Annotated in this window: 26 protein-coding genes and 2 pseudogenes; 18 read left to right on the top strand and 10 right to left on the bottom strand. The window is 66.4% G+C overall.

Features of this window, described 5'->3' with window-relative positions:
- Positions 1-129: 129 nt before the first annotated feature.
- Positions 130-1,365, top strand: coding sequence for a glycosyltransferase (locus tag H5J25_RS03015; protein ID WP_202094618.1), 1,236 nt, complete (start codon positions 130-132; stop codon positions 1,363-1,365).
- Here the strand turns inward: H5J25_RS03015 and H5J25_RS03010 are convergent.
- The 4 genes from H5J25_RS03010 to H5J25_RS02995 form a co-directional block, all read right to left on the bottom strand.
- Positions 1,294-2,079 (bottom strand): fatty acid desaturase, encoded by a 786-nt coding sequence (locus H5J25_RS03010; RefSeq protein ID WP_202094616.1) that lies wholly within the window; start codon positions 2,077-2,079, stop codon positions 1,294-1,296. The two genes, H5J25_RS03015 and H5J25_RS03010, sit on opposite strands and share 72 nt — an antisense overlap.
- The gene (locus H5J25_RS03005; protein WP_202095937.1) at positions 2,076-2,543 is read right to left on the bottom strand and encodes a sterol desaturase family protein; all 468 of its coding nucleotides are present in this window, start codon (positions 2,541-2,543) and stop codon (positions 2,076-2,078) included. Before H5J25_RS03005 ends, H5J25_RS03010 begins: the two co-directional genes overlap by 4 nt.
- Positions 2,530-3,552, bottom strand: a complete 1,023-nt coding sequence (locus H5J25_RS03000) for a phosphatase PAP2 family protein (RefSeq protein ID WP_202094614.1) — start codon at positions 3,550-3,552, stop codon at positions 2,530-2,532. Before H5J25_RS03000 ends, H5J25_RS03005 begins: the two co-directional genes overlap by 14 nt.
- 78 nt (positions 3,553-3,630) lie before the next feature.
- Complete coding sequence (locus H5J25_RS02995; RefSeq protein WP_225883320.1) at positions 3,631-4,326, bottom strand: TetR/AcrR family transcriptional regulator; 696 nt, start codon at positions 4,324-4,326, stop codon at positions 3,631-3,633.
- A 146-nt stretch (positions 4,327-4,472) separates the two neighbouring features.
- On the opposite strand from H5J25_RS02995, the pseudogene H5J25_RS02990 reads away from it, so the two are divergent.
- Positions 4,473-5,764: pseudogene (locus H5J25_RS02990) on the top strand (spinster family MFS transporter).
- Positions 5,761-7,401, top strand: a complete 1,641-nt coding sequence (locus H5J25_RS02985) for a carboxylesterase/lipase family protein (protein ID WP_202094611.1) — start codon at positions 5,761-5,763, stop codon at positions 7,399-7,401. The pseudogene H5J25_RS02990 and the gene H5J25_RS02985 overlap by 4 nt, the downstream one beginning before the upstream one ends.
- Before the next feature lie 350 nt (positions 7,402-7,751).
- Here H5J25_RS02985 and H5J25_RS02980 read toward each other — a convergent pair whose 3' ends face one another.
- From H5J25_RS02980 to H5J25_RS02965, 4 genes are all read right to left on the bottom strand, one after another.
- The gene (locus tag H5J25_RS02980) at positions 7,752-9,410 is read right to left on the bottom strand and encodes an AMP-binding protein (protein ID WP_202094610.1); all 1,659 of its coding nucleotides are present in this window, start codon (positions 9,408-9,410) and stop codon (positions 7,752-7,754) included.
- Positions 9,411-9,492: 82 nt separating this feature from the next.
- Positions 9,493-11,754 (bottom strand): TonB-dependent receptor, encoded by a 2,262-nt coding sequence (locus tag H5J25_RS02975; protein WP_202094608.1) that lies wholly within the window; start codon positions 11,752-11,754, stop codon positions 9,493-9,495.
- A gap of 185 nt (positions 11,755-11,939) precedes the next feature.
- Positions 11,940-12,092 (bottom strand): hypothetical protein, encoded by a 153-nt coding sequence (locus H5J25_RS02970; RefSeq protein ID WP_202094601.1) that lies wholly within the window; start codon positions 12,090-12,092, stop codon positions 11,940-11,942.
- Positions 12,089-12,286 carry a hypothetical protein gene (locus H5J25_RS02965; protein ID WP_202094600.1) on the bottom strand — a complete coding sequence of 66 codons (198 nt, stop codon included), beginning with the start codon at positions 12,284-12,286 and terminating at the stop codon, positions 12,089-12,091. The genes H5J25_RS02970 and H5J25_RS02965 overlap by 4 nt, the downstream gene beginning before the upstream one ends.
- 108 nt (positions 12,287-12,394) lie before the next feature.
- On the opposite strand from H5J25_RS02965, the gene H5J25_RS21085 reads away from it, so the two are divergent.
- The 4 genes from H5J25_RS21085 (at position 12,395) to H5J25_RS02950 (ending at position 14,458) form a co-directional block, all read left to right on the top strand.
- Positions 12,395-12,523, top strand: coding sequence for a hypothetical protein (locus H5J25_RS21085; protein WP_263973955.1), 129 nt, complete (start codon positions 12,395-12,397; stop codon positions 12,521-12,523).
- Positions 12,524-12,614: 91 nt separating this feature from the next.
- A complete protein-coding gene (locus tag H5J25_RS02960; RefSeq protein ID WP_202094599.1) occupies positions 12,615-13,202 on the top strand; it encodes a hypothetical protein in 588 nt (195 codons plus the stop codon).
- Between the two features lie 143 nt (positions 13,203-13,345).
- A complete protein-coding gene (locus H5J25_RS02955) occupies positions 13,346-13,624 on the top strand; it encodes a hypothetical protein (RefSeq protein WP_225883319.1) in 279 nt (92 codons plus the stop codon).
- A 90-nt stretch (positions 13,625-13,714) separates the two neighbouring features.
- Positions 13,715-14,458 (top strand): hypothetical protein, encoded by a 744-nt coding sequence (locus H5J25_RS02950; RefSeq protein ID WP_202094596.1) that lies wholly within the window; start codon positions 13,715-13,717, stop codon positions 14,456-14,458.
- 12 nt (positions 14,459-14,470) lie between these two features.
- Here H5J25_RS02950 and H5J25_RS02945 read toward each other — a convergent pair whose 3' ends face one another.
- Entirely contained in the window at positions 14,471-15,382 is a 912-nt protein-coding gene (locus H5J25_RS02945) for a LysR family transcriptional regulator (protein ID WP_202094595.1), read from the bottom strand.
- A gap of 106 nt (positions 15,383-15,488) precedes the next feature.
- On the opposite strand from H5J25_RS02945, the gene H5J25_RS02940 reads away from it, so the two are divergent.
- From H5J25_RS02940 to H5J25_RS02900, 10 genes and pseudogenes are all read left to right on the top strand, one after another.
- Entirely contained in the window at positions 15,489-16,187 is a 699-nt protein-coding gene (locus H5J25_RS02940; RefSeq protein WP_202094594.1) for a pirin family protein, read from the top strand.
- 252 nt (positions 16,188-16,439) lie between these two features.
- Positions 16,440-17,447, top strand: coding sequence for a UDP-glucuronic acid decarboxylase family protein (locus H5J25_RS02935; RefSeq protein ID WP_202094593.1), 1,008 nt, complete (start codon positions 16,440-16,442; stop codon positions 17,445-17,447).
- Positions 17,448-17,562: 115 nt separating this feature from the next.
- Positions 17,563-18,018 carry a MarR family winged helix-turn-helix transcriptional regulator gene (locus tag H5J25_RS02930; protein ID WP_202094592.1) on the top strand — a complete coding sequence of 152 codons (456 nt, stop codon included), beginning with the start codon at positions 17,563-17,565 and terminating at the stop codon, positions 18,016-18,018.
- Positions 18,015-19,199: pseudogene (locus tag H5J25_RS21290) on the top strand (FUSC family protein); the annotation flags it as partial. The gene H5J25_RS02930 and the pseudogene H5J25_RS21290, both read left to right, overlap by 4 nt.
- A gap of 103 nt (positions 19,200-19,302) precedes the next feature.
- The gene (locus tag H5J25_RS21285; protein ID WP_318781364.1) at positions 19,303-20,058 is read left to right on the top strand and encodes an FUSC family protein; all 756 of its coding nucleotides are present in this window, start codon (positions 19,303-19,305) and stop codon (positions 20,056-20,058) included.
- Entirely contained in the window at positions 20,055-20,261 is a 207-nt protein-coding gene (locus H5J25_RS02920; RefSeq protein WP_202094590.1) for a DUF1656 domain-containing protein, read from the top strand. The genes H5J25_RS21285 and H5J25_RS02920 overlap by 4 nt, the downstream gene beginning before the upstream one ends.
- Entirely contained in the window at positions 20,258-21,133 is an 876-nt protein-coding gene (locus tag H5J25_RS02915; protein WP_202094588.1) for an efflux RND transporter periplasmic adaptor subunit, read from the top strand. Before H5J25_RS02920 ends, H5J25_RS02915 begins: the two co-directional genes overlap by 4 nt.
- Positions 21,133-22,533: an efflux transporter outer membrane subunit gene (locus H5J25_RS02910; RefSeq protein WP_202094586.1), complete on the top strand. Its 1,401-nt coding sequence runs from the start codon at positions 21,133-21,135 to the stop codon at positions 22,531-22,533. Before H5J25_RS02915 ends, H5J25_RS02910 begins: the two co-directional genes overlap by 1 nt.
- 249 nt (positions 22,534-22,782) lie before the next feature.
- Positions 22,783-24,225: a DUF4403 family protein gene (locus H5J25_RS02905; protein WP_202094584.1), complete on the top strand. Its 1,443-nt coding sequence runs from the start codon at positions 22,783-22,785 to the stop codon at positions 24,223-24,225.
- Positions 24,226-24,361: 136 nt separating this feature from the next.
- Entirely contained in the window at positions 24,362-24,631 is a 270-nt protein-coding gene (locus H5J25_RS02900) for a hypothetical protein (RefSeq protein ID WP_202094582.1), read from the top strand.
- Between the two features lie 95 nt (positions 24,632-24,726).
- Here the strand turns inward: H5J25_RS02900 and H5J25_RS02895 are convergent, their stop codons facing one another.
- Positions 24,727-25,854: a zinc-dependent alcohol dehydrogenase family protein gene (locus H5J25_RS02895; RefSeq protein ID WP_202094581.1), complete on the bottom strand. Its 1,128-nt coding sequence runs from the start codon at positions 25,852-25,854 to the stop codon at positions 24,727-24,729.
- Positions 25,855-25,952: 98 nt separating this feature from the next.
- Between H5J25_RS02895 and H5J25_RS02890 the strand changes: the two genes are divergently transcribed.
- Entirely contained in the window at positions 25,953-26,399 is a 447-nt protein-coding gene (locus tag H5J25_RS02890) for an acyl-CoA thioesterase (RefSeq protein ID WP_202094580.1), read from the top strand.
- Positions 26,400-26,520 lie beyond the last annotated feature (121 nt).

Here is a 26,520-nt window from a genome sequence, read left to right as displayed (position 1 = left end):
CGGGCACATATGATCGACGCTAAGGCAGACAGGTTCGGCATTCGTATAGAATGCTGGAATCGCGCGGCAATTTGCGTCGTATCATGCAAGGGTTTTCCTGGTGCTGACTGAAGCCCGATCGAACGTTGCATGACCGCGGGTCGCCGCCATTTCGCGATCATCGCGCCGCCCACGCTGGGGCACCTCAATCCGCTTCAGGCTTTGGGGTCGGAACTGATCGACCTTGGCCACCGGGTGACGTTCGTGCACGAAGCGGACGTCGCACCGCTGGTGCGCGACCCGCGCGCCGGCTTCGAACCGTTGACCCGCACGGCCGACGGCGGACAACGGCTGGACCGGTACAACGCCGTTCTGGCGAAGGCGACGGGGCCGATCGGGCTGACGCGCATGATCCGGGCGACGGCGGCGATGAGCGAACGCCTGCTCGACCACGGCGCCGCTGCGTTGGAACGGGTGGGTGCGGATGCGGTGATCGCCGATTCCGCGGAACCGGCGGGCGAGCTTCTCGCGCAGCATATGGGCCTGCCCTGCGTCGTCAGCGTTACCGGCCTTCCCCTGCTGGGCGAGGCCGACATTCCGCCGCCATATCTCGGCTGGAGATACAGGGCCGATGCGATCGGCCGCTTTCGCAATCGCGGGGGCTACATGGTGTCCGAGCGGCTGATGCGGCCTGCGTTGCGCGTGACCGAGCGATACCGGAAAGGCTGGAATCTGGAGGCGCATCGATCGGACGTGCGGCTGCGTATCGCGCAATGCCCGGAACGCCTCGATTATCCCCGGTCCGCATTGCCGCGAAACTTTTCCTATGGCGGCCCGTGGCGGCAGCCATCGAGCCGGGAGGTGGATCTGCCAATCGACGGGCGGCCATTGATATTCTGTTCGCTCGGGACCTTGCAGGGATCGCGCCTTTCCTTGTTCGCGACGATGGCCGGCGCGTGTGCCGCCATCGGTGCCCGCGCGGTGATAGGACATGCCGGCGGACTGAGCCCCGCCGCGGCGGCGGCGTTGCCGGGCGATCCGCTGGTCCGTGATTTCTGGCCGCAACAGGCGGTGCTTCGCCGATGCGCGGCGGCGATCCTGCATGGCGGCTTCAACACGGTTCTGGACGCGCTGGCCGCCGGGATACCGATCGTGGCGTTGCCGATCGCGTTCGAACAGCCGGGTACGGCGGCGCGTATCGCGCGGCTGGGTGCGGGCGAAATTCTCTCCCCGCGATCGCTGTCCGAAGCGCGACTTGCCCGAGCGCTCGATCGCATACTGTCCGAGCCGGCCTATCGGCGCGCCGCATCCCGGTTATCGGTTGATATACATGCCGCCGGAGGGGCCGCGCACGCCGCGCAGACCATCGACGCTGCCATCATGTGAGGTATCGGCGCGCGGCAGACGCCACCACGGCGTCGACGGGCTGAGATGGTGTTCGTGGTGATAGGTGCCGAAATGAAAGCAGGTCAGCAAGGAGGCGAGCCGTGGCAGGCTGTTGCCGCGCGCATTGTGCGCGTCCGCAAAGGGTGACGCATCGTGGCGGTGCGGCAGATAGGTGCCGAAGACGAAGAGCTGAACGAGCGCGACCAGCGCCGGAACAGCCCAGAACACCACGATGTTGAGCAGCGAAGCGCCCAGCAGCATATAGAGGATCGCGGCGAGGGTGATCCGGATGATCTGGGCGTGCGTGTAATAGTTGCGGAAGAAGGTGATGAACCAGGACCCGGCGTGCCGCGGGGCGCGGGGATTGAAATCGGGATCGGACTCCGTCCCCGGAGCGGCGTGATGCGCGTGGTGCTTGGGATGGAGCCTCCGGTACGACAGACCCGCATAGGCCCCCAGGCATAGCGTGCCGACGACCGTATTCAACGTCGGACGGCCGGGCGCGAAGGACCCGTGCATGCAATCGTGCGCGATGATGAACAGGCCGGTGCTTAGCCACGCCTGCAGCAGGACGAGCGGCACGGCAAGCAGGGCCGATCCGACGCTCCATTGCCAGAAGAAGATCGCGCCGACGTGGATCGCGACCCAGACCGCGCCGATCGCCGCCGCCAGCAGCGCGCTGGTCCCTGCCCCGCTTGTGCGCTGCGCGGTCATTTCCGGACGCGCTCCGCCAGCTTGCGCTTCAGCTTGACCGGATCGGGCGCGATCAGGAATCCGAAGCTGACGCCGTCCTCCTTGCCCTTCACGGCGTGATGCAGGCGGTGCGCCTGAAGCAGCCGTTTCGTATAGCCGCGGCGCGGGACCCAGCGCGTACCGAAGCGCTGATGCACCATGATGTCGTGTACGAGGGCATAGATGCCGCCATAGACGGTGATGCCAAGCGCGGCCCACCAGAGCGGTTCCCACCGGACGCCCGCGACGAACAGACCGATGACGATGACCGCGAAAGTGACGGCGTACAGGTCGTTCTTCTCGAACGCGCCACTATGCGGTTCGTGATGCGAGCGGTGCCAGCCCCAGCCCCAGCCGTGCATGACGTATTTGTGCGTCGCCCAGGCGAAGCATTCCATGAACACGACCATGCCGACCACCAGAGCGAGTTTTTCAGACCATTGCATCATCGGCTCCGGACGCGTTTCGCGCGTCGCGTATCTGTCCTGGAAAGAGGGGTCCGCGGAACGAACCACGGCGGCGGGCGAGCCATCGCTTCGCACCATCGGTTACAGGAAGCGAGGCTGGCTTGGAAGCCTTGGCGAATGCGAGCACGACATATAAGCCCAGCAGGGCAAGCCCCGCCCCGGCCACGATGTCGATCGCATAATGCCCGCCGAACAATGGCGTAGCGGCGATCGTGAGGGTCGACCACAGCGCCGACACGACACGCCATCGGGGTGTCCGCCAGATCGCCCAGGTCAGGATGATCGGCAGGGTGGCGTGATAGCTCGGGAAAGTGACGATCCCCATCGGCTGGGTCAGATCGATCACGCGCCAGCTTCCGTCGCGCAGGCCGGCGAGCATCGCCTGCTCCATCCACGCGACCGAGGGCCATAGATAGCGATAGTCGGCGGGATCGAAGACGTTGCCGAGCGCGGGCATCGCGCCCGAGATCAGGATCGTCGCGAAGCCGCTGGCGACGGCCGCCGTCACGGCGACGCGCAGCCGGGCGGCCTGATGCGTCGCGCTCAGCAGGACGATGCAGACGACCATCTGCACGGTCAGGCTGTGATAGGCGAGACCGCCGAGCCAGAGCCAGTGGCCGAGCCGGTCGGCTGCGTCGAAGAGGCTAGGCCAGTCCAGTCCGAGCGCTCGATCCATCGCCCGCAACCGCTCATCCCACAAGACACCGCCACGCGCCGCGAGGACGTAAGACTGGACGACGCCGACGAGGGTGAACATCGTCATTTGCAGGAATGCGCGCGCGCCGATCGTCAGGCGGGGCTTCGCGCGGGTCTTGCCGATCGCCATCGCGCCGAACAGTAAAGCGACGCCTGCGACCGCGATCAGGCTTCTCGGCATGTCTATCCGGAAACCCAGACCTGCACCGGCGACCAGGCCGGACGCGGCCATCGCCGCGATGAGCCACCAGATGACGGTATCGCACGATCGGCAGGAGGAAGGCGGATGCATGGCTGCTCAACGAAGCGAAGGCGGGTAAGTGCCTGACTTGCGGAAAGCTTCGTCGTCACGGGGCCGATCGTCATGGGACTATGCGGCGGGGAGAGCGGCCTTCTGCGCGAGGACGGCGCGGAAGCCGCCGGCCATGAAGGTCGCCATGCGTTCGCGTACGGCTTCGAAATCGTCCGACTTGCACAGCCCGCCCGACAGCTTGTCGATCCGCCCGGTTCGCGCGAGCGTCAGCATCAGCGCGCCGGTGACGAAGTGATAGCCCCAGAAGATATCCTCCTCCGCCGCGTCGGGCATCGCCTTGCGCAGGATCCCGATCAACCGCAGCACGACCGGGTCGAAATGATCGTCCATCAGGCTCGCGCCCCATTCGGGAGTGTTGGCGACCTGCGCGCCCAGCTTGGCATAATTGCGCCAGCCCTCGCCGCCCTCGATATAGGTGGCGAGATCGGTGTCGAGGAAGGCGTGCAAGGCGCCCTCGACGGTCGGTGTGTCGCCGGCGCTCGCCTCGTAATCGTCCAGCGCGCGCAGCCGCCGTTCGCTGGTCACCACCGCGCGGCGGGCGAACACCGCGTCGAACAACGCCTTCTTGTCGGCAAAATAATAGTTGAGCAGCGTGTGGTGGACCCCGACCTGCCTGGCGACGTCCTTCAACGTCACGCCGTGCAGCCCGTGCTTCGAGAACAGGTCTTCGGCGGCGTCGTAGATATGCTCGATCGTCTCCGCGCGCTGCTCGGCCTTTCGGGTCTTCGGAACGGGTTTGGCGGTCTGCGTCACGAGGGCGGTCCTGCCAGCATCTTCGGATCAGCGTCAACCGGAACCACGTGATCGAATGATGTTCACACGCGAGAGAGCGAGCGTTGACAGGATGGGGGCTTGGCTGTCACTGTCGCATCACAAGCCGAAAAGGCGGGGAGAGGATCATGGCGACAGTGCAACAGCGAGTCCCGGCGCGTCGGACACAACGGCCCGGCGTCGTTCTGACGGTGCTGACGTTCGTCTACGTCCTCAATTTCCTCGACCGGCAGTTGCTCGGCATCCTCGCCAAGCCGATCCAGGATTCGCTGCAGATCAGCGACGGGCAGCTTGGGCTGATCGGCGGGCTGTATTTCGCGATGTTCTATTGCTTCATCGCGATCCCGGTCGGCTGGCTGGCGGACCGCACGCACCGCGTCGGGGTGCTGACGCTGGCCTGCGCGATCTGGAGCGGGGCGACGATCTGCTGCGGGCTTGCGGGCACGTATCCGCAACTGGTCGCCGCGCGGATGGTGGTCGGGTTCGGCGAGGCGGGTGGTGTCCCGCCCTCCTATGCGATCATCAGCGATACCTTCCCCCGGAACGCCGCGGTATCGCGTTCGGGATCTTCAACCTGGGTCCGCCGATCGGTGCCGCGCTGGGCATCGCGCTGGGTGCGTCGATCGCCGTCATGTTCGACTGGCGGCAGGCGTTCATCGCGATCGGACTGGTCGGGATCGTCACCGCGATCGCGCTGCCGCTGCTGATCCCGGAACCGGTGATAGGCGCGACCGATCCGGTGGGCCGAACCGCGACCGAACATGGCGACAAGGCGCCGTTCTGGGCGACGGTGCGCGCATTCTTCGCCAATCCCGTGCTGACGCTGGCGGCCTTCGCGAGCGGCGCGACGCAGTTCGTGACGTACGGCCTGGGCAATTTCGCGGTCCTGTTCCTGATCCGGGAAAAGGGCATGACGCTGGAACAGATCGCGATCTTCTACGCGCTGGTCATCGCGATCGGAATGAGCGGCGGTATGATCTTCTCGGGCAAGGTGATCGACAGGCTGTCGCGGCGGTCCAGGCGGGTCTATGCGGTGGCGCCCGCGGCGTCGCTGGCGGTCGCTATGCCATTCTACCTGGGGTTCGTATGGGCGCCGTCATGGCCGTTGGCGCTGATATTGCTGACGATCGTCATGTTCTTCAATTACTTCTATCTCTCCGCATCGGTGGCGCTGGTGCAGGAAGAAGTCCGGCCGAACCAGCGCGTGCTGGCGGGGGCGTTGCTGCTGCTGGTGATGAACTTCATCGGGCTGGGACTGGGGCCGACCTGGGTCGGTGCGGCGAGCGACTGGTTCCAGATGCGCGGCGTTCCGCATGCCTTGCAGATCGCTTTGTACACGCTGACGCCATTCTACGTCGTTGCGATCATCCTTTTCATGATCCTGGCGAACGTCATCAAGAAGCAGGAGAATTCCCTATGATCGCGTATCGTGGAGCGGCGGTGCTGGCGCTGTCTGCAGCGGGATCGGCACTGGCGCAGACCCCCGCCCCGCTGATCGACGCCCCCGCCGGACAGGTGCGCGGCACGACCGATGCGGCGATCCGGGTGTTCAAGGGCATCCCCTATGCCGCGCCGCCGGTGCGCGGCCTGCGGTGGCGCGCGCCGATGCCGCTGCCGCGCTGGAGCGGCGTGCGCGAGGCGACGGCGTTCGGCCCGGCCTGCGTCCAGCCGCAGGGCAAGTCGACACTGGTCTATTCGAACGATCCGATGCCGGTCAGCGAGGACTGCCTGACGCTGAACGTATGGACCCCGGCGAACGCCAAGGGCGCGCCGGTGCTGGTATGGATCCACGGCGGCGCGCTGGTGACGGGATCGAGCCGCGAGCCGATGTATGACGGGCGCAGGATGGCGGAGCGCGGCGTGATCGTCGTATCGATCAACTATCGGCTGGGGGTGCTCGGCTGGCTGGCGCATCCGGAGTTGAGCCGCGAGAACGACAAAAGCGTGTCAGGCAATTACGGGCTGCAGGACCAGATCGCCGCATTGCACTGGGTTCGCGGCAATATCGGCGCTTTCGGGGGTGACCCCCGCAACGTGACGATCGCGGGGGAATCCGCCGGCGGGCTGAGCGTGATGTATCTGATGACGTCGCCCGCGGCGCGCGGCCTGTATACGCGTGCGATCGCACAGAGCGCGTACATGATCGCGATGCCTGACCTGAAGAAATCGGCATTCGGCGCACCGTCCGGCGAGGCGATGGGCCAGATGCTGAGCGCCGGGATGCAGGCCACGGGCATCCAGTCGTTGCGCGGGATGGATGCGCAGACGTTGACCGACAGTGCCGCCAAGATGGGCTTCGGCCCGTGGGGCACGGTGGACGGGGTGTTCCTGCCGCAGCAGATGGTCGATGCGTTCGATGGCGGCAAGCAGGCGCCGGTGCCGGTGCTGGCCGGGTTCAACCAGGGCGAGATCCGGTCGCTCGGCATGCTCGCGCCCAAGCCGCCCGCCTCCGCGGAGGCGTATGAGAAGGAGATTCGCGGCCGGTATGGCGATCTGTCGGACGCGTTCCTACGCCTCTATCCCGCAGCGGACTATCGCCAGAGCATCATCGCGACGACGCGCGACGCGCTGTACGGATGGACCAGCGAGCGGCTGGTGCGCAAGCAGACGGGGATCGGCCAGCCATCCTATCTGTATATGTTCGATCAGGGATATCCCGCGATGGATACCGCGGGGCTGCACGCCTTTCACGCGAGCGAACTACCGTACGTCTTCGGGACGTTCGGCGGCACCCCGCCCAACTGGCCAAAGGTGCCCGACACGCAGGAGGAGCGTGCCATGTCCGATGCGATGATCGATTACTGGACGAGCTTCGCGCGCGACGGCAAACCGGTCGCGCAGGCGGCCACCGCCTGGCCCGCTTACGGCACGACGCGGGCGTACCTGCACTTTGCGGACAAGCCCGAGGCGAAGCGCGACCTGTTTCCCGGCATGTACGACCTGAACGAACAGGTGATGTGCCGCCGCCGGGCGACGGGCAAGATTGCGTGGAACTGGAATGTCGGGCTGGCGGCGCCGAAGATGCCGGCGGCGGTGGCGGCGTGCGGGGGGCTTTAGGGGGGCTTTAGGCGGCGTGGTATCCGGCGCTGCGCGGGAGACATAGCCGGTCGCCTGTGCCGCGAGGTCGTCATCGACGTGCAGGCGGGGAGCCATATTGGGCGAGCTATCAGGCTTTCATCAAAATGCCGTGATTATGGATCCCCGCCTGCGCGGGGATGACGGGGTTGGGTTGTGGCTCCGCCTCCCCTCACTCTACTCCAAGCCGCTGCAATCCGTTCGTTTCGAGCGTAGTCGAGAAACCTTTGCGGGGGTCCGCGGGGCCTGTTTCTCGACTTCGCTCGAAACGAACGGTGTGGGGTGGTGACGTGGCATGTCTGTTCGCTTGCCCGGTCCCGCCCGTTCCCCTCTCAGGCGGCGCGTTCGATCGTGCCTTGGGCGTAGTCGGCGCGGAGGCGGACCTTGTCGATCTTGCCGGTGGCGGCGAGTGGCATGGTGGCGACGGTGGCGACCTGATCGGGGATCCACCAGTCGGCGACCTTGCCGCGGAGCAGATCGAGCAGGGCGCGCGGGTCGTCTCCGGTTGCCTGTTCGACGATCAGGACGGGACGTTCGCCCCATTTCGCATCCGATCGCGCGATGACGGCGACGTGACGGACGGAGGGGTGCGCGCCGATGATCGTTTCGATCTCGGCCGGGTTGATCCATTCGCCGCCCGACTTGATCAGATCCTTCGCGCGGCCACGTATCGTCAGGTTGCCGGCGGCGTCGATCGTCGCGAGATCGCCGGTGTCGAAATAGCCCTCCACGTCCAGCGCATCTTCGTCCGCCAGGAAATAGCGATCGACCACGCTGGCGCCGCGCACCTTGAGATGGCCGAGCGTGTCGCGCTGTTCGAAAAGCGTCACGCCGTCCGCATCGGTGAGTTTGAGGTCCAGCCCGATCGGCGGGCGGCCCGCCGTGCCCGGCGTTTCCGGATCGCGGCCGGCGGGTGCGATCGTGCCGACGGGCGAGAGTTCGGTCATGCCCCAGCTGGTCTGGACGCGCGCGCCGAGCTTCGTTTCGAGGTGGCGGACGAGTGCCTCGGGGCAGCTCGACCCGCCGACGAGCACGCGTTGCAGCGCGGGCAGCGTCTCGCCCGTGCGATCGAGGTGATCGACCAGACCGAGCCAGACGGTCTGCACGCCGACCCCGACGGTGACGGATTCGTCGCGCATCAGCCGGGCGAGGCTTGCGCCGTCCAGATGCCGGCCGGGCAGGACGATCTTCGTGCCCGCCGCAGGAGCCGCGAACGGGAGGCCCCAGCCATTGGCGTGGAACATCGGCACGGCGAGCAGAAGAACGTCCGCGGCGGTCAGCGCGATGGCGTCGGCCTGCAGCGCGCGGAGCGTGTGGAGATAGTTCGACCGGTGCGTGTAGAGCACGCCCTTCGGCCGGCCGGTCGTGCCGGACGTGTAGCAAAGCCCGGCGGGGGTTTCCTCGGGGAAATCGCCCCAGGCGTGCGCGGCGCCGCGATCGTCCAGCAGACGGTCGAGCGTCATGACCGGTGTGTCGGCCCTTCCCGCCCCGCTTTCTGGCACGGCCCCGCCCTTTGGCACGGCCCCGCCCTCTGGCGCGGCCCCGCCCTCTGGCGCGGCCCCGCCCTCTGGCGCGGCATCGTCTAGGCAGACGACGTGGCGGATGCCGGGGCAGGCGGCGACGAGTTGCTGCGCGAGCGGCATCAGGTCGGCCGAGACCGCGAGCAGGCGATCGTCCGCCTCGTCGATCATCGCCGCGAGTTGCTGAGCGGTCAGGCGGGGATTGAGCGTGTGGCAGACCAGCCCCATCCCCATCGCGCCGTAATAGACTTCCAGATGATGCGGCGTGTTCCAGGCCAGCGTGGCGATCCGGTCGCCCGCGTTCAGGCCCAAAGCGGCGAACGCGCCGGACAGGCGGTTGGCGCGATGGCGCAGGTCGCGATAGCCGTAGCGCGTCGTGGCGGGGCCCGCGGCGCCGACCACTTCGGTGGTGCCGAACCACTTCGCCGCATGGTCGAGAAACTTGTCGATGGTCAGCGGGTAGGTCTGCATGATGCCCAGATTGCCGGAGGAAGAGGATCGGCCCCCACGCGCCGGACGGTGCGCCGGACGACGGGCGGGGGCCGGTCTTGGATCAGAACACCTTCAGCACCTTCAGGCCGTATTGCCGTGGCGCGCCGGCGAAATAGAGCCCGCTGTTGAGCGCCGCCGGATAATGCTGGTTGGTCAGGTTGGTGGCATAGCCGGTGACCGTCAGGCTGCCCTTGGTGAAGGCGACCTGCGCGTTGAGGATGTCGCGTGCCTCCAGCCGGTCGCCGAGCGCGCGGGTCTGGAACAAGGTCGCCCATTGCTTGCCGACATGGCCGTAATTGGCGCGCGGCGTCAGCGTCATGCCGTCGCCCAGTGCGATCTCGTACGACGCGCCGACGTTGAAGGTGAAGTTCGGCGCGTAGGTCTGATCGTTGCCCTTCAGGTTGCGGCACAGCGTGTTGGCGGGGCCGGTATTGGGGTTGCAGGGCGTGAAGCTGAGCATGCCGCGCGGATCGAGCGCGAAGAAGCTGCCGATCTCGCTGTGCAGGACGTTCATGCCGACGTTGAAGGCGAACCCGCCGAACTTCGCCTCGGCCTCGGCTTCGAAGCCGTAGATCTTCGTCGTATCGGGGACGTTGATCTGCGCCCCGAACACCGGCAGCGACGGGTTGGCGATGATGACCTGGAAGTCCTTGTACGCGTTATAGAAGCCGCTGATCGTCGTGCGGATCTTGCGGTCCGCGAAGTTCGATTTCCAGCCGGCCTCGTAGGAAGTGACCGTCTCCTCCTTGAAGAAATCGGGTGCGGCCAGGCCGACCGGCGGGTTCAGGCCACCGGGTTTGAAGCCGGTCGCGACGAAGCCGTAGAGATAGTTGTTGCCGTTCGCTTCCCAGCCGACCGACGCCTTGTAGGAGAAATTGTCCGACGTCGTCTTCTGGATCGCGGTGAGCGGGGTGTTGAATTGCAGGATCTGGATATCGTTCTCGCTGCGGCTGGCGGTGTAGCGGCCGCCGACCTCGACCTTCAGCTTCGGGGTCAGCGCGAAGCCGAGCTGGCCGAACACGGCGAGCGAGCGGTTGGGGTTGGTGCCTTGCAGCCGATATTCGCTTCCCGGACCAGGGAGAGAGGAGTTGTCGCTGACGAACTGGAACGGCGGCAGGAAATTATACTTGTTCCACACGCCGAACACGCCGAGCTGGTAGCTGAGCCTGGCATTGTCGGGCGATAGCAAGGTCAGCTCCTGCGACAATTGCCGTTCGTTGACATTGTCGAAGAAGGTACGGTCCGCGGTCGGCAGCACGACGGGCGTGACGCCGGTGGCGGTCGCGATGCGCGCCGTGCCGTCGAGATCGGCGCGGTACTTGGTGTTGCCGCGCGAATAGCCGGTGATCGAGCGAAGCTGGATGCCGCTGTCGAACTGATAGTTCACGCGCAGGATCGTGCGGTAGAACTTGTCGCGCGCTTCCTGCGGCGAGTTCAGCGAGACGTCGAACAGGTCGCTATATTGCGTGACGGGCGCGACGCCGACGGGCCGGTAATTCTGGAACGGCGTCGCGACATAGGCGCCCATGTCGAGATAATCGAGATCGGTCTTGGACGAGATCGTCAATTGCGCGGTCGGCTTCCACAACAAGCTGATGCGGCCGGCGATGTGGCGCTGATCGCCATTGTTGCCGGTGTAGCGCGTGCCGCCCGGACCGCTGATATCGTAGAAGCCGTTGCGGCGCGTTCCGTAGAGCGCGACGCGCGCGGCGAACGTATCGCTGATCGGCAGGTTGATCGCGCCCTGTGCGCCGACCTCCGAATAATTGCCGACGTTCGCATTCACATAGCCGTGCAGGCCGCCATTGATGATCGGATCGTTGCTGTTGACGAACACCGCGCCGCCCGTCGCGTTCTGGCCGACGGTCGTGCCTTGCGGGCCGCGCAGGATCTGAACATTGGCGACGTCGTAATAGGGTTCCTGCTGGAAATAGCCGGGGAAGGTCGGCGCGCCGTCGCGGTAGGTGATGACGCCGGTCGCGGTCTGGGTATTGTGTTCGCCCTTGCCGATGCCGCGGACGTTGAAATCGATCCCCTGACCGAAATTGTTGACGACGATGCTGGGCGCCGCGAACTGGAGCGCGTCGACATTGGCGACGCCCTTGTTGGCGAGATCGGCACCGCTCAGCACGGTCGCAGCGACGGGCGTGGTGGACAGGTTCTCGCTGCGCCGGCGGGCGGTGACGATGACTTCGCCGTCCTGCGATGCGGTCTGTTCGGACTGGTCGGCGGGCACCGATGGCGCGGTCTGCGCCTGCGCCGCGATCGAACCGAAGGTCAGCGCCAGAACCGACGCGCCCAAAAATATCCCCTGCACTTTCATCACCTTCTCCTACCTGCGCCGTGCGATCTCTGCCGCTACAGGCGTTCCTATTGCGCCGGAAAAAGGCGGAGATCAAGATTCATTCTCTTACGAGTTAGTATTATTTTGGGGACGTGTCGCAGCGGCACACCGGCGCGCCCGGCGCGGCATCGGGCGTGGGGCGAAAGATCAGGGCCGTGGTGGCGTCAGGATTCGGTCAGGCGGGTGACGAACCGGTCCTTGTACCAGCTGAGCAGATCGAACGCTTCGTCGATCGCTTCATTGTCGGCCTCGAACAGGCGCTCGATCGCGAGCCCGCGCATTGCGGCGAGGTGGAGCCGTGACATGGCGTAGATCATGCGGTCCTGATCCTTGCCCATGACAGGTCCGCATTGCTGCACGCATCCTGCGCGCCCGGCCGGCACAGCCAGGTGGCGGCGGATGCATAATCGGTCGGCGTGGCCGGAGCGGGCTGGACGGGTGGCGGGGTCTGCGCCGTGGCAGGCGCGAAACCTGCAAAGGGGGCCAACAGGAACAAGGCGAAGCGCTTCATGACAATCCTCCCGATCGGGACGCTTCTGGTGAGCGTCGACACCAACACAATGACTCAGGCATCCCTCTGTCGCGTCGATCGTTGGGCCTGTCGAAGGAGACGATGATCATGACGAACGATCCCGAACAGGACGACATCAAGAGCCCCGATACGGACACGGACGCGGAGCAGGCGAGCGAGATGGAGGAAGTGCAGGAGGAAGCCGCCGAGGAGCGCAAAGAAGGCGGATATCAATAAACCGGATATGGCCATCCGGATCGGCTCGCTTTAGCATCCCGCGCCTGGCGGCCGATCCGGCCGATCGAAGAGGTAACCGGTGCGCAGGATCATGACGAAAAGACGCTTTCCGGTGCTTGCTGTGGTTGCCGCCGTTGCGTTCCCGGCCCTGCCGGCGGCGGCGCAATTATATCCGGTCCGGAACATCGGATCGTGGACCTTGGCGGAAAGCGAGGACGGGCGCGGCTGTTTCCTGACGCGGCAATATGACGGCGTCGGCGATACGACGCTGTTGATGGGGCTGGACGTGAGCGGCAGCAACCATCTGTCGGTGCTGAACGACAATTGGTCGATCAAGCCGAAGGAGCGGCTGAAACTGAATTTCCGCCTGTCGAAGGGCGGCTATGCGAACCAGATTTCGATCGGACTGGCGTCGAACGGGAAGAAGGGGTTCGTGACGGCGTTCGAGCCCAAATTCCTTACCCATCTCGCGACATCGGGTGCGTTGCAGATAACGCGCGGGGACATTCCGGTCGAGCAACTGGACCTGGCGGGGAGCGGTGCCGCGGTGGCGGAATTGCGAAAGTGCGTCGATGCCCAGCGCACCGCCGCCCGGCGCGTGACGAAGGATGCGAAACCGGCGCGGGCGATTCCCAAAGACCCCTTCGCACCCGGCGTGAAAAAGCGCGAAAAGAGGTGAATGGCGGCGCTCGGTTTGCCTGACGCGCGGCACGGATCGACAGAATCGTATTGTTTCGGAACGGTTACGCTGGCTGTGGTGTTGAATTTGCTTAACCAGTTGGAAGAAACGCGATGGTGTTGCCAGTTACGAAATTCGCCCCGATGGCCGTCCTGCTCGTCGGAGCCGTCGGCCTCAGCGGTTGCGCCACCAAATCCTATGTTCGCGAACAGATCGCCCCGGTCAGCCAGCGCGTCGACACGCTGGAGCAGCGTTTGCAGCAGACCGACACGACGGCGAAAACCGCGCTGGCCGAAGCGCAGGCCGCATCCGGGCAGATCCAGCAGAACACGCAGCGGATCGACCAGCTTACCGGTCGCGTCGATGGCGTGGACCAGCGGCTGAGCGCGCAGGAGCAGCGTCGCAAGCGCCCGCGCAATTGATCTTCGACGCCTTACCGGCATATCATGCGGTAAGATTTCCTACGGCCGTCGCCTCGTGCGGCGGCCGTTTCGATGTGGACGCCTGACCAGATGACTATCGTTCTTCTCGCGCTGGCCGGCATCGCCGCGGTCACGACCGCTGCGACCGCCGCGCCTGCCGCCCGAATTGCCAGAAGCGAGCGCCCGGCCGTCGTGGCGACGAAAGCGAAGCCCCCTACCAAGCCGAAGACTGCCCCCAAACCGGCGGTGCAACCCGAGATCGAGATCGTGCCATCGGCCGAGGCGATGCGCGTCGCGGACTGGGTCGCGCAATCCGGCGACAACCGGTCGCTGCCCTATGCGATCATCGACAAGATCAACGCGTCGCTGCTGATGTTCGATGCGAAGGGCGTCCAGACCGGTGCGGTGCCCGTGCTGATCGGCATCGCGACGGGCGACGATGCGACACCCGGCGTCGGCAGCAAGAACCTTGCCGAGATCGGGCCGTCCGAAAAGACGACGCCCGCCGGACGCTTCGTCGCGAAGTTCGGGCTGGCGTTCGGGCGGGAGCGGATCCTGTGGGTCGATTATGCGACGTCGGTCGCGCTGCATACGATCCCGACGACGGTGAGTAAGAAGGAGCGGCGGCGCGAGCGCATGCTGTCCCCGACGCCGGACGACAACCGGATCACGTTCGGCTGTATCAACGTGCCGGTCGCTTTCTATGGCAAGATCCTGCGGCCGTCGTTCCAGCGCAAGGGCGGGATCGTCTACATCCTGCCCGATACGAAACCGATCGAGGACGTGTTCCCGCGATTGCGTGTCCAGGCGGTGCTGAACGGGAGTGCCGGGTAGGCCGGCCATGCGTCACGCCCAGGGCGGATTGGCGAGCGCGCGGGCGAAGTAATCGATCAGCAGCTGGACGCGTTGCGGGCGCAACGGGCTGGGCGGCATGACGAGGTGAAGCGCGAGCGGTCGTGCGGTCCAGTCGGGCATCGCGACCTCCAGCGATCCGTCCCGTATCTGGCGCCAGACGAGGAATTCCGGTTGCAGCGCAAGCCCCTGCCCCGCCAGCAGGACCGGGTTGAGCAGATCGGCATTATCGGCCCAGACGCGGACCGGCGGCTCGATGGTTTCTTCGCCGAACGTCGGATGCCCGAACCGCCACACGCCCTTTTGCGCGCTGCCGGTATAAGCGAGCGCGACGTGCCGCCGAAGCTCGGCGGGGTGAGTCGGGCGACCGTTCGCATCGAAATAGGCCGGCGCGCCGACGAGCATCAGCCGGACGGAGCACAAGGTGCGCGACAGGAGCGACGAATCCTCCAGCGCGGCGATGCGGAGCGCGAAGTCGAACCCCTCCGCGACGAGATCGACGCGGCGGTCGCTGAGCGCGAGGTCGAGCGTGATCTCGGGATAGGTTTTCAGGAATTCCGGCAGCGCGGGGCCGAGATAGGCAGTGCCGAACGACAGGGGCGCGCTGATCCGGACGAGACCGCGGGGGACGCGCAATTGATCGGCGGCTTCGTCCTCCAGCGCCTCGCCCTCGCTCAACAGCCGCGCGGCGCGATCGAGCGACTGCCGCCCGGCCTCGGTCAGCGACAGGCGCCGCGACGTGCGCGACAGCAAGGCGAAGCCGAGTTGCGCCTCGAGCCGGCCGATCGCTTTCGACACGGTGGGGTTGGACATGCGCAATTCGCGCGCGGCATCCGAGAAGGACCCGCGTTCGGCGACCTTGGCGAAAATCGCCCAGGCTTCGAAGTCTGGAAGTCGTCTGGTCATTTTCGGCAATGATGTGATGCCAATGTTTCTATTTCGTCAAGTCCGACAAGCGCCCATCTCCTGATCATCGGAGCCGCGAGGCCCAACACGAACAAGGATCTGGACGATGATCGAACGCCGCCCCTTCGCAGAACTCGGTGCCGCCAATCACGGTTGGCTGGACGCCAAGCACCACTTTTCGTTCGCCAATTATTACGACCCGAAGCGCATGAGCTGGGGCCCGATCCGGGTGTGGAACGACGACACGATCGCCGCCGGTACCGGATTTCCGCCACATCCGCATGCCGACATGGAGATCATCACCTATGTCCGCGAAGGCGCGATCACGCATACCGACAGCCTGGGCAATGTCGGCCGGACCGAAGCGGGCGACGTGCAGGTGATGAGCGCGGGATCGGGCGTGCGGCATTCCGAATATAATCGCGAGGACGTCACGACGAAGATCTTCCAGATCTGGATCGAACCGAAGACGCGGGGCGAGGCACCGTCCTGGGGCGCCAAGCCGTTCCCGCGGGACGAGCGGTCCGGCCAGTTCGTCACGCTCGCCAGCGGGATACAGGGGGATGACGACGCCCTGCCGATCCGCACCGACGCGCGCATCGTGGGTGCGACGTTGAAGGCGGGCGAGACGGCGGAATATCCGCTGGGCGCCGATCGCCACGCCTATCTGGTGCCCGCGAGCGGATCGGTCGAGGTCAACGGCGTCCGGCTGGACGCGCGCGACGGGGCCGCGATCAGCGACGAGGCGATCCTGCGCGTTACCGCGATCGCCGATGCGGAACTGGTCCTGGTCGACGCGGCATGATCGCGGGGTAACGATCAAACCGGCGGGAGCGGACGGACAGGCGCGGAGTTTCGGCTTCGCGCTTGGCCGGCCGGTCGCGCCACGCAAGACTTTCTTCCGATGAGTGCTTACACTCGCTATACCATGTTAAACAAACGGTCGATTTCCCGATCGATAAACCCATGTAAATTCTAAGACCAAGAAGATGATCGTATGTGAAAGAAGCTGAAGCTCGCCGAACAGGGCGAGCATCACGTCTTTCGGAGGCGTCATATGGGTCAACGCATATTGGTCACCGGGGGAGCCGGGTTTCTGGGATCTCACCTGTGCGAGGAATTGCATGATCGCGGGCACGACATCTGGTGTCTCGACAATCTGGAAACGGGTACCGAAGACAATATCGAACATCTGAAACGTTTCGCGCGGTTCCGCTTCGTCCGGGGCGACGTGCGCGATCCGTTTCCGGATATGGCGTTCGATCGCATCTACAACCTCGCCTGCCCCGCATCGCCGCGGCATTACCAGGCGGACCCGATCGGGACGATGAAGACCAGCGTGTTCGGGGCGATCAACGCGCTGGAGCTGGCTCGAAAAACCGGCGCGCGCGTGCTGCAGACATCGACGAGCGAAATCTATGGCGATCCGGAAGTGCATCCCCAGCCCGAAGAGTATGTCGGCGCGGTCAACTGCACCGGCATCCGCGCATGTTACGACGAGGGGAAGCGCGCGGCGGAGACATTGTTCTTCGATTATCACCGCGAACATGGCGTCGGCATTCGCGTCGCGCGCCTGTTCAATTCCTACGGCACGCGGATGCAGGCGGGCGATGGCCGCGTCATCCCCAATTTCATCGATCAGGCGCTGCGGGGAGAGCCGATCACGATCTATGGCGACGGCAGCCAGACGCGATCGTTCTGCTACGTCACCGACACGGTCGAGGGGTTGATCCGGCTGATGGAGGCGGATGACAGCTGCATCGGCCCCGTCAATATCGGCAATCCGATAGAGTTTACAATCAGCGAGCTTGCCGCGCTGGTGATCGAGCGGACGGGATCATCGTCTCCCGTGATCCGCCGCCCCCTGCCGCAGGACGATCCCAAGCTTCGTCGCCCGGATATCCGCATGGCGCGCGCCTTGCTCGGCTGGGAACCGGTGGTCGGGCTCGAGGAAGGACTGGACCGGGTCATCGCCGTCGCGCGCGAGATGCTTGACGATGGAGATCGGAGCGAAAGAGCGGACGTTCGGCAGTTGGCCTCGATCGAGGGCGACCGGCACGCCTAACCGGCGGTCGATCGCCGCGGAAACGGATCGCCCGCGACCGATCCAGGTCAACGCGCGGATGCCATAAGCGCCTAGGCTGTTGATCTCGGCCCGGGACTAACTACTTAGCATCCTAATGACATCCGATCGCCTTTCCGTCGAAGCGGCTTATGCCCGGACCTTGCTGCCGCTGGCGCGCATGTGGCGGGCGGCGGCGGATCGCGCGTTGAGCGGGTTTGGCCTGTCCGCCGCGGGTGGCTGGGCGCTGATCGAGGTCGGGCGGCTGGGCGGCGAGGTGCGGCAAAGCGATCTGGCGGCGAAGCTGGACGTCCGGGCGGCGTCGCTTGTGCGCGTCGTGGATCTGCTGGCGGAGGCGGGACTCGTCAGCCGGCGCGGCGATCCCGCCGATGGCCGCGTGAGCCGGATCGGGCTGACGGATCGCGGGCGCGCGCTGGTCGAGCGGATCGAGACGACGCTGGCCGGATTGCGCGCCGAAACGCTGGCGGACATTCCGGACGACGACCTGACCGCGGCGCTGCGGGTCGCGCGGGCGGTGGAGGCGCGCTTCGCAACCGCGCGGGACCAGTCATGATCGCGCGGTTCGGCCTGCGCGAGGCGATCTTCTCGCTGAAATGCTTCGTCGCGGCGATCCTCGCTTATTATATCGCGCTGCGGATAGGGCTGACGCGCCCGTTCTGGGCCGTGACGACATCGTACATCGTGGCGCAGCCGCTGGCCGGGGCAGTGCTGTCCAAGGCGGTGTTCCGCGTTCTCGGCACGATATTGGGCGCGACGGCGGCGGTCGTGCTGGTGCCGAACCTGGTCAACGCGCCGGAACTGCTGGCGCTCGGCCTCGCTTTGTGGCTGGGCGTGTGCCTGTACATCTCGCTGCTCGACCGCACGCCGCGCGCCTATGTCTTCCTGCTGGCGGGCTATACCGCGAGCATCATCGGGTTCCCGGCGGTGACCGCACCCGATGCGGTGTTCACGACCGCGATCCTGCGCGTGCAGGAAATCACGATCGGGATCCTGTGCGGCAGCCTGATCCACGGTTTCGTCTTTCCGCAGACGGTGACCGCGACGTTGCTCGCGCGGATCGACGCGATCCTGAAGGATGCCGAACGCTGGTCGCGGGATTCACTGGGCGGGGAGAAGGGCGCGACGCTGGATGCCGACCGGCGACGGCTCGCGCTCGATATCAACGAGCTGCACCAATTGTCGATCCACCTGCCGTTCGACACCGCGCGCCTTGCGCCGCGCGTGCGGACGTTGCGCGCGCTGCAGGCGGAAATGTCGATGCTGCTGCCGCTGGCGAGCGCGGTGGACGACCGGGTGAGCGAATTGCTGCGCGGGTCCGACGCCCCCCGCCCCGAGGCGCTGGCGCTGATCGAGGAGGTGCGCGAATGGCTGCGCGATCCGCCGCCCAATCCGGTGCGCGACGAGATGGCGGATGCGTTGATCGCACGCGCGCGGGCGCTGGAGCCGCCCGCAACCGAGCCGTTGCTGTGGCGCGATGCGCTGCGCCTGAGCCTGCTCGCGCGACTTGCCGAACTGATCGCCGCGCACCGCAACGTGCGCAATCTGCGCGATCAAATGCGTGCGCCCGGCCCCGCGCCGGTCACGCCGAGCGTGGCCGCCCTGCTCGCCCGGAGCGCGCGCCGGCCGTTGCACCGCGACCGCGGTATCGCGCTGCGTGCGGCGGCGGGCACGGTGGCGACGATCCTGCTCGGCTGCGCATTCTGGATCGGAACCGGCTGGGCAGATGGCGGTGGCGCGGTGCTGATCGCGGGCGTGTGCTGCGCCTTGTTCGGCAATAGCGACGATCCGGCCCCCCGCGATCCGGACGTTCTTCTACGGATCGATCCTGGGCCTCGTCGTGGCGGCGGTCTATGCCTTCGCCATCCTGCCGGGCGTGACGGATTTCGTCACGCTGGCGGCGGTGCTGGCGCCGGCGATGCTGATCGGCGGCACGTTCCTGGCCAATCCGAAGACGATGCTGATCACGCTGGGCGCGTTGCTGGGATTCCTCAACACGGTCGGGCTGAACGCGAGTTACGCGGCGAGTTTCGACGCGTTTCTCAACGGGGCCGTCGCGCAGTTGATCGGCACGTTGTTCGCGGTGGTCACGGTCAGCCTGTTCCAGACGATCGGCGCGGACACCGCCGCGCGCCGGCTGATCCGTGCGGGGTGGCGCGAACTGGCGCAGCGCAGCGTGGCGCCGGGCCCGCCCGATGCGCCCGGCTGGGTCGCGCGGATGCTCGACCGGATCGGGCTGCTCGCGCCGAGGCTGGCGCTGAGCGGTGCGGATCCGGGCCGGCCGCTGCTGGATGCGCTGACCGACCTGCGCGTGGGTGTTTCGGTGGGCGAGTTGCGGCAATTGCGGATCGACGGATATGCCGACGACGCGGCGACGATTCAGCCCGTGCTGCACGGCGTGGGGACGCATTATCGTCGCCTCCGACCCGACCGGCCCGCCCCGCCCGAACCCGAATTGCTCCGCGATCTGGACCATGCGCTGACGCAGGTGGCGAAGGATGACGGCGCGGACCACCGCCGCGCCGGCGTGCTCGCGCTCACCTCGCTCCGCCGCAACCTGTTCCCGACCGCGCCGGCCTATGGAGCGGCGGCATGACCGGCGAGATTGCGATCGGCGGCGTGTTCCTGCCGAGCATCCTGATTATCGCCATTCTTGCGGTGATCCTGACCGGGCTGGTCACGCGCCTGCTCTCCATCGTCGGGGCGTACCGGTTCATCGCCTATCGCCCGCTCGTCGACCTCGCCTTGTTCTTCATCATCCTGGGACTTCTGTCCTGGCTCACCGGACCCGCCGCATGACCGCCACGTTGAAACCCCTTGCCCGCTACCTCGCCACTGCGGTGATCGTGCTGCTCGCCATACTGGTCGCGATCTGGTTGTGGCGACGGTATGAAGTCGATCCGTGGACGCGCGACGGCCATATCCGCGCGGACGTCGTGCGCATCACGCCCGACGTGCCCGGCCTCGTCACGCAGGTGCTGGTGCGCGACAATCAGGTGGTGAAGCCCGGCGACATTTTGTTCGTGGTGGACAAGCCGCGATACCAGTTGACGCTGGCGCAGGCCGATGCCGCGATCGCCAGCGCGCGTGCCACATTGTTGCAGGCGCGGCGTGAATCGCAGCGCGATCTGGTGCTGGGCGATCTGGTCGCGAAGGAAACGCACGAACAGAATGTCGCGCGCGTCGCGACCGAGAGCGCGGCACTCGCGCAGGCGGTGAGCAGCCGGGGCACGGCGGCGCTGAACCTGGAGCGGACGACGGTGCGGTCGCCCGTACGCGGGACCGTCACCAACCTGGATCTTCACCCCGGCGACTTCATCGCGGCGGGCGCGCAGGCGATGGCGCTGGTCGATGCGGATTCGATCCGGGTGGAGGGCTATTTCGAGGAAACGAAGCTTGGCGGAATTCATGTCGGGGCGCCGGTGACGGTTCACCTGATGGGCGAGCCACGCGCGCTGGCGGGGCGCGTCGACAGCATTTCCGCCGGGATCAACGACAGCGAGCGGACCACGACGTCCAACCTGTTGCCCAACGTCAATCCGACCTTCAACTGGGTACGGCTGGCGCAGCGCATTCCGGTGCGCATCAAACTGACGCAGGTGCCGAAGGGGGTCGCGCTGATCGTCGGGCGGACCGCGACGGTGACGATCCAGCCCCAGGTGCAGCGGTGATGCGTACGAGGATCGTCGCACTGGCCGCCTTGCTGCTCGCCGGATGTACGACGGCGGGCCCTGATTTTTCCGTGCCGCCGGGCGCGGTGGTCAATCGGCCGTCGGCCAATGCGCCATTCGTCAGCGGGCGCGAAAAAGTCTTTGCCGACATTCCGCTGCCCGATCGCTGGTGGCAGTTGTACGGCGATGCGCGGCTGGACGGGTTCGTTGCGGAGGCGCTGTCGGCCAATGCCGATCTGCGCGTGGCGGACGCCAATCTGCGCCGCGCGGATGCGGTCGTGGCGGAAGTCGCCGCCGGGCGGACCTTGTCCACGACGGCTAGCGGCGGCGCCAGCCTGTCGCGGCCATCGGGCACGGGGACGGCGCTGCCCGGCCAGGTCGGCTACGATATCGGAATCGCGCTTGCCTATCCGCTGGACCTGTCGGGACGGATCGCGCGGGCGATCGAGGCGGCGCAGGGCGATGCCGAGGCGGTCGCCGCCGCGCGGGACGACGTCCGCGTGACGGTGGCGGCGGAAACCGCGCGCAGTTACGCCGCCGCCTGCACCGCGAACATGGTGCTTGCCGCGAATACCCGCATCCTGACGCTGCAACGCCAGACGTTGAACGTCACGCAGCGCCTACAACGCGGCGGTCGCGGCACCGCGTTCGACGTCACGCGCGCGCGCACCGCCGTCGACCAGAGCGAGGCGCTGATCCCGGCGCAGATCGCGACGCGCACCGCCGCCTTGTACCGGCTGGCGACGTTGATGGGACGGCCGCCCGCCGACTATCCACGGGACGTCGAAAGTTGTGCCCGGCCGCCGGCGATGCAGCGCCCGCTGCCGATCGGCGACGGTGCGGCATTGTTGCGGCGGCGGCCCGATATCCGCGCCGCCGAACGCTCGCTTGCCGCGGCGACGGCGCGGATCGGCGTGGCGACCGCGAACCTGTATCCGCAGGTGAGCCTGGGCGGATCGGCGGGTTTGACCGGGCCGCTTTCCTCGCTGGGATCCGGGAGTTCGTTCAGTTTCGGGCTCGGACCGCTGATCAGTTGGAGCTTCCCCAACCGGCCGGTCGTGCGCGCGCAGATCGCGCAGGCCGGGGCGGCGGCGGATGCGGCGCTGGCGCAATTCGATTCGACCACGCTGGAGGCACTGCGCCAGACGGAGACGGCGCTGGCGGCTTATGCGCGCGAAGGCGACCGTAACGCGGCGTTGCGCCGGGCACAGCAGAGTGCGGCGCAGGCAGCGGATCAGGCGGGGCGTCTCTACCGGTTCGGGCGCACCGATTTCCTGTCGCTGCTGACCGCGCAAGCGGCGTTGACGACCGCGCAGGCGAACCTTGCCGCATCGGACGCGCTGCTGATCGACCGGCAAGTCGATGTGTTTCGTGCGCTGGGCGGTGGTTGGCAAAGCTAGGCGGTCGATATTCGGTCTCGACGGCACATCATTCCGAATGTCGGGAACCTTCATCGCGAAGGACGGTTTATTACAACGAGGCCGCAGTATTTGCCCCCCGCTCTGCGGCCCGCCAGTTCGAACCCGCCGGTCTCCCCCCTGGACCGGCGGGTTCATCTTTTTCCGGTACATGGCATAGTGACGCGATTGATCGGTCGGAGACGATGCGTGCCGAAAGCGAAGTGCGTGAGACATTCAGCCGGATTACTGATGCTTACGGCTTTGGCACTTGCCGGCTGCAATCGGTCGGTCGATTCTCCTGCGCCGATCAGGGTGGATACGGCACCCGATTTCCCCTTGCAGACATCTACGATCGTCGTGCCGATTTCCGGATCGCTCGACGACCTTCAGCGCACGTTGGAGGCGGAGCTTCCGCGGCAATTGTGGAAGATCGACCAGCGGATCGATGCCTGCGTTCCCGCGCAACGCGTCGATCTGGGGCTGGCGAAGGTCAAGCTGGTGCCGAAACTCGGGTGCCGCGTGGTCGGGCAGGTCACGCGCGGCAGGCTGGTGCTGGGCGGCAGCGGGGACCGGTTGACGATCACGATCCCCGTCCATGCGACGATCGCGGCGCAGAAGGTCGGCGGCGTGCTGTCGAAGACCGCAACGGGCGATGCCGTGGTTCGCGCCGTCGCGCGGCTGTCCGTGGCGGGCAATTGGACGCCGACCGCGAAAGTCTCGATCGATTACGACTGGCGCACGCCGCCCGGTATCGAGTTCCTGGGCCAGAGGATCGAATTCGTACAGAAAGCGGATGCGCGCCTGAAACCGGTCATCGCCGGGCTGGAACGCACTTTGCCGCGCGAACTGGCGAAACTGAAGCTGCGCGAGAAGCTGGCCAGCGCGTGGCCGCAGGGTTTCACGTCGATCATGCTTAATCGCGAGCGGCCACCGGCGTGGATGCGCATCACGCCGAAGCAATTGGGTTTCGGCGGCTACCGGATCGCGCGCCGCCGGATCGAACTGACCTTGTCGGCCGAGGCGTTGACCGAGACGTTCGTCGGCGACCGGCCCAGCGATCCGGTCGCGACTCCCCTGCCCCCGCCGGCGCGGACGATCGGGAAACGCGGGCTGAACTTCTTCATTCCCGTGCTCGCGGATTATGCGCAGCTGGAACCGGTGGTCGAACGCGCGCTAAGGAAGCGCGCGGCGAAGGGCATTTCGCTCGCCGGGATCGGGCCGGTCGATGTAAAGTTCGGCAAGGTCACGGTCTATGCGACGACGGGCGGCCACCTCGCGGTCGGGATCGCGGCCGAGGCGAAGGCGAAGAGCAGTTCGATGCTGTCGACCAAGGGCGAGGTCTGGCTGACCGCGATCCCCTATAACGTGCCGAATTCGCAACTGGTGCGGGTGCGCGACCTGGATCTGGCGACCAATACCGACAGCCAGATCACCAACCTGCTGGTCGCGTTGTTCAAGGACGTATCGATCCGCGAAAGCATCGCGCAGGGCCTCGCGCACGATTTCGCGCCGGATTACGACAAGGTGCTGCGCTCCGCCCGCAAGGCGATCGGACAGCGGCGCGAGGGCGACTTCCTGCTGTCCGCCGACGTGACGAAGGTCGAGAACGGTACGCTGGCGGTGACCGGCAAGGGCCTGTTCATGCCCGTCCGCGCGGAGGGGCAGGCGACGATCACCTATCGTCCGCGCTGACCGCGGTCAGGGGATGAAGGCGTAACCCAGGCCGCCGTCGACGGCGGCCGGTTCGTGGAGAGGTGGTAATAGCATCCGCCCGGCGAACGGCGGCCTCGCGGCTTGAGCTTCGGACGCAGTTCGTCGATCAGGGCGGATGGCGAAGAAGCATTACCTGACCGCGACGTTGCCCGACGGATATGTGAAAACGATCGGCCCCACGTCGAGCGACTTCACGCACTATTGGCGGATCGTTGCGATACTGGAAAATGGCAGGACGGAGGTGTTCTGGGGCCATACCAAGACGCTCGCCGAAGCGCGAAAGAAGCGGGCTGCGACGGCGGACGCGGCGGCACAACGTGGCTGGACGTCCTATGAGTTCGAGGTCGTGGAGTTGAGGCGGACGGCGCAGGCGCCCGCGCTGTGATATCCTGGCCGCGTTTCGAACATTTGGTCGCCAAGATCCAGAAGGGCGGTTTCAGCCGTCATGTCCGTGCCCTCGACCAAGGCCGCATCGGCTGATCAGTCGTCGAAGCGGACGATCTGGCGCACCGCATGGCCGGCATGCAACGCGTCGAACCCGGCGTTGATATCCTCCAGCTTCAGATAACCGCTGACCAGCCGATCGACCGGCAAACGCCCCGCACGGTACAGGGCGACATAGCGCGGGATATCGCGCGTCGGCACGCACGTACCGATATAGCTGCCCTTCAGCGTCCGTTCTTCCGCGACCAGAGCGACGACTTTGACGCCGAGTGCAGCATCGGGCGGCGGCAGGCCGGCGGTGACGGTGGTGCCACCCCGGCGCGTCATCGCGACCGCGCTTTCCAGCGCGCGGATCGATCCGGCCATTTCCAGCACGACGTCGCATCCGCCATTGGTCATCGCCCGCACGGTCGCGACCGCATCCTCGCCCGCCTTGACCACGGCCGTCGCACCGATATCGCTGGCGAGTGCAAGCTTATCGTCGGACAGGTCGACCGCGATGACCTGCGCCGCGCCCGCCGCGACCGCGCCAAGGACGGATGCAAGGCCGACGCCGCCCAGACCGATCACCGCGACCGTCTGCCCGGCCTTCACGTCGGCGGTGTTGACCACCGCGCCCACGCCGGTCAGCACCGCGCATCCGAACAAGGCGGCTTCGTGCAGCGGCAGATCCTTGTCGACCCGGACGAGCGACCGGCGCGAGACGACGGCATGCGCCGCGAAGGCCGATACGCCGAGGTGATGATGCACCGTCCCCGCCGCATCGTGCAGCCGCACGCCGTCGCCCAGCAACGTGCCCGCGCCGTTCGCCACCGCCCCCGGTGCGCACAAGGCAGGACGTCCTTCGGCGCAGGGCAGGCAGTGGCCGCAGCTCGGCATGAACACCATGACGACGTGATCGCCGACCGCGAGATCGGTGACATCCTCGCCCAGCGCCTCGATCACGCCGGCCGCTTCATGCCCAAGCGCCATCGGCAGCGGGCGTGGCCGGTCGCCATTGATGACGGACAGGTCGGAATGACACAGGCCGGCCGCGGCGATGCGGACCAGCACTTCGCCCTTGCCCGGGGGATCGAGTTCGATCGTCTCGATCCGCAGCGGCATGCTGTTTGCATAGGGCATGGGGGCACCGCGGGTGCGCAGGATCGCAGCTTCGATTTTCATGGGATATCCTTTTCCTGTTCGACACCGTGGGGCAAGATCAAAGCGTGGCCGGGGACGGTCGGACGCAAGTCGTTAGAACGTGATAGCCCAGGATGACGATGACCAGGACACCCATGCGCCCGCGCGGCCATTACGTCGCATGGCAGGCGATCACGACGCGCTGGAGCGACAACGATGCGTACGGCCATGTCAACAACGCCATATATTATCACTGGTTCGACACGGCGGTGAACGCCTGGCTGATCGCCGCCGGGTTGCTGGACATCGAGCATGGCGACCCGATCGGACTGGTGGTCGATACGCGCTGCCGATACGCCCGGTCGGTGGCGTATCCGGAGCCGGTGGAGATCGGGCTGGCGCTGGGCCGGATCGGCACGTCCAGCGTGGTGTACGAGCTTGCCGCGTTCCGGCCGGGCGAGGACGAACCACTGGCGGAGGCGGCGTTCACGCATGTCTATGTGGCCCGCGCCGACCGGCGGCCGGTGCCGTTGCCCGACGCGTGGCGGGCGAAGCTGGCTGGACTGACGCCGCTCGCGGGCGGCTAGAGCAGGATGATATGACGCCAGACCTTTCCATAAGTCGGTCGCGGACGCTGATTTTTGCCCTACTTTAGGATGCGACCCAATTGCCGGGCAGATTGGTAACCACCGGGGAAGACGGCATCCC

The sequence above is a fragment of the Sphingomonas aliaeris genome (genome assembly GCF_016743815.1).
GTDB lineage: Bacteria > Pseudomonadota > Alphaproteobacteria > Sphingomonadales > Sphingomonadaceae > Sphingomonas > Sphingomonas aliaeris.
The sequence above is the reverse complement of the archived record's forward strand: the minus strand, read 5'-3'. Positions and strand labels throughout refer to the sequence as shown.

Excerpts from the sequence above, each read along its gene's own strand:
- H5J25_RS03015 (WP_202094618.1), top strand. The coding sequence starts at position 130 with ATGACCGCGGGTCGCCGCCATTTCGCGATCATCGCGCCGCCCACGCTG.
- H5J25_RS03010 (WP_202094616.1), bottom strand. The coding sequence starts at position 2,079 with ATGACCGCGCAGCGCACAAGCGGGGCAGGGACCAGCGCGCTGCTGGCG.
- H5J25_RS03005 (WP_202095937.1), bottom strand. The coding sequence starts at position 2,543 with ATGCAATGGTCTGAAAAACTCGCTCTGGTGGTCGGCATGGTCGTGTTC.
- H5J25_RS03000 (WP_202094614.1), bottom strand. The coding sequence starts at position 3,552 with ATGCATCCGCCTTCCTCCTGCCGATCGTGCGATACCGTCATCTGGTGG.
- H5J25_RS02985 (WP_202094611.1), top strand. The coding sequence starts at position 5,761 with ATGATCGCGTATCGTGGAGCGGCGGTGCTGGCGCTGTCTGCAGCGGGA.
- H5J25_RS02980 (WP_202094610.1), bottom strand. The coding sequence starts at position 9,410 with ATGCAGACCTACCCGCTGACCATCGACAAGTTTCTCGACCATGCGGCG.
- H5J25_RS02975 (WP_202094608.1), bottom strand. The coding sequence starts at position 11,754 with ATGAAAGTGCAGGGGATATTTTTGGGCGCGTCGGTTCTGGCGCTGACC.
- H5J25_RS02970 (WP_202094601.1), bottom strand. The coding sequence starts at position 12,092 with ATGATCTACGCCATGTCACGGCTCCACCTCGCCGCAATGCGCGGGCTC.
- H5J25_RS02965 (WP_202094600.1), bottom strand. The coding sequence starts at position 12,286 with ATGAAGCGCTTCGCCTTGTTCCTGTTGGCCCCCTTTGCAGGTTTCGCG.
- H5J25_RS21085 (WP_263973955.1), top strand. The coding sequence starts at position 12,395 with ATGACGAACGATCCCGAACAGGACGACATCAAGAGCCCCGATACGGAC.
- H5J25_RS02960 (WP_202094599.1), top strand. The coding sequence starts at position 12,615 with ATGACGAAAAGACGCTTTCCGGTGCTTGCTGTGGTTGCCGCCGTTGCG.
- H5J25_RS02955 (WP_225883319.1), top strand. The coding sequence starts at position 13,346 with ATGGCCGTCCTGCTCGTCGGAGCCGTCGGCCTCAGCGGTTGCGCCACC.
- H5J25_RS02950 (WP_202094596.1), top strand. The coding sequence starts at position 13,715 with ATGACTATCGTTCTTCTCGCGCTGGCCGGCATCGCCGCGGTCACGACC.
- H5J25_RS02945 (WP_202094595.1), bottom strand. The coding sequence starts at position 15,382 with ATGACCAGACGACTTCCAGACTTCGAAGCCTGGGCGATTTTCGCCAAG.
- H5J25_RS02940 (WP_202094594.1), top strand. The coding sequence starts at position 15,489 with ATGATCGAACGCCGCCCCTTCGCAGAACTCGGTGCCGCCAATCACGGT.
- H5J25_RS02935 (WP_202094593.1), top strand. The coding sequence starts at position 16,440 with ATGGGTCAACGCATATTGGTCACCGGGGGAGCCGGGTTTCTGGGATCT.
- H5J25_RS02930 (WP_202094592.1), top strand. The coding sequence starts at position 17,563 with ATGACATCCGATCGCCTTTCCGTCGAAGCGGCTTATGCCCGGACCTTG.
- H5J25_RS02920 (WP_202094590.1), top strand. The coding sequence starts at position 20,055 with ATGACCGGCGAGATTGCGATCGGCGGCGTGTTCCTGCCGAGCATCCTG.
- H5J25_RS02915 (WP_202094588.1), top strand. The coding sequence starts at position 20,258 with ATGACCGCCACGTTGAAACCCCTTGCCCGCTACCTCGCCACTGCGGTG.
- H5J25_RS02910 (WP_202094586.1), top strand. The coding sequence starts at position 21,133 with ATGCGTACGAGGATCGTCGCACTGGCCGCCTTGCTGCTCGCCGGATGT.
- H5J25_RS02905 (WP_202094584.1), top strand. The coding sequence starts at position 22,783 with ATGCTTACGGCTTTGGCACTTGCCGGCTGCAATCGGTCGGTCGATTCT.
- H5J25_RS02900 (WP_202094582.1), top strand. The coding sequence starts at position 24,362 with ATGGCGAAGAAGCATTACCTGACCGCGACGTTGCCCGACGGATATGTG.
- H5J25_RS02895 (WP_202094581.1), bottom strand. The coding sequence starts at position 25,854 with ATGAAAATCGAAGCTGCGATCCTGCGCACCCGCGGTGCCCCCATGCCC.
- H5J25_RS02890 (WP_202094580.1), top strand. The coding sequence starts at position 25,953 with ATGACCAGGACACCCATGCGCCCGCGCGGCCATTACGTCGCATGGCAG.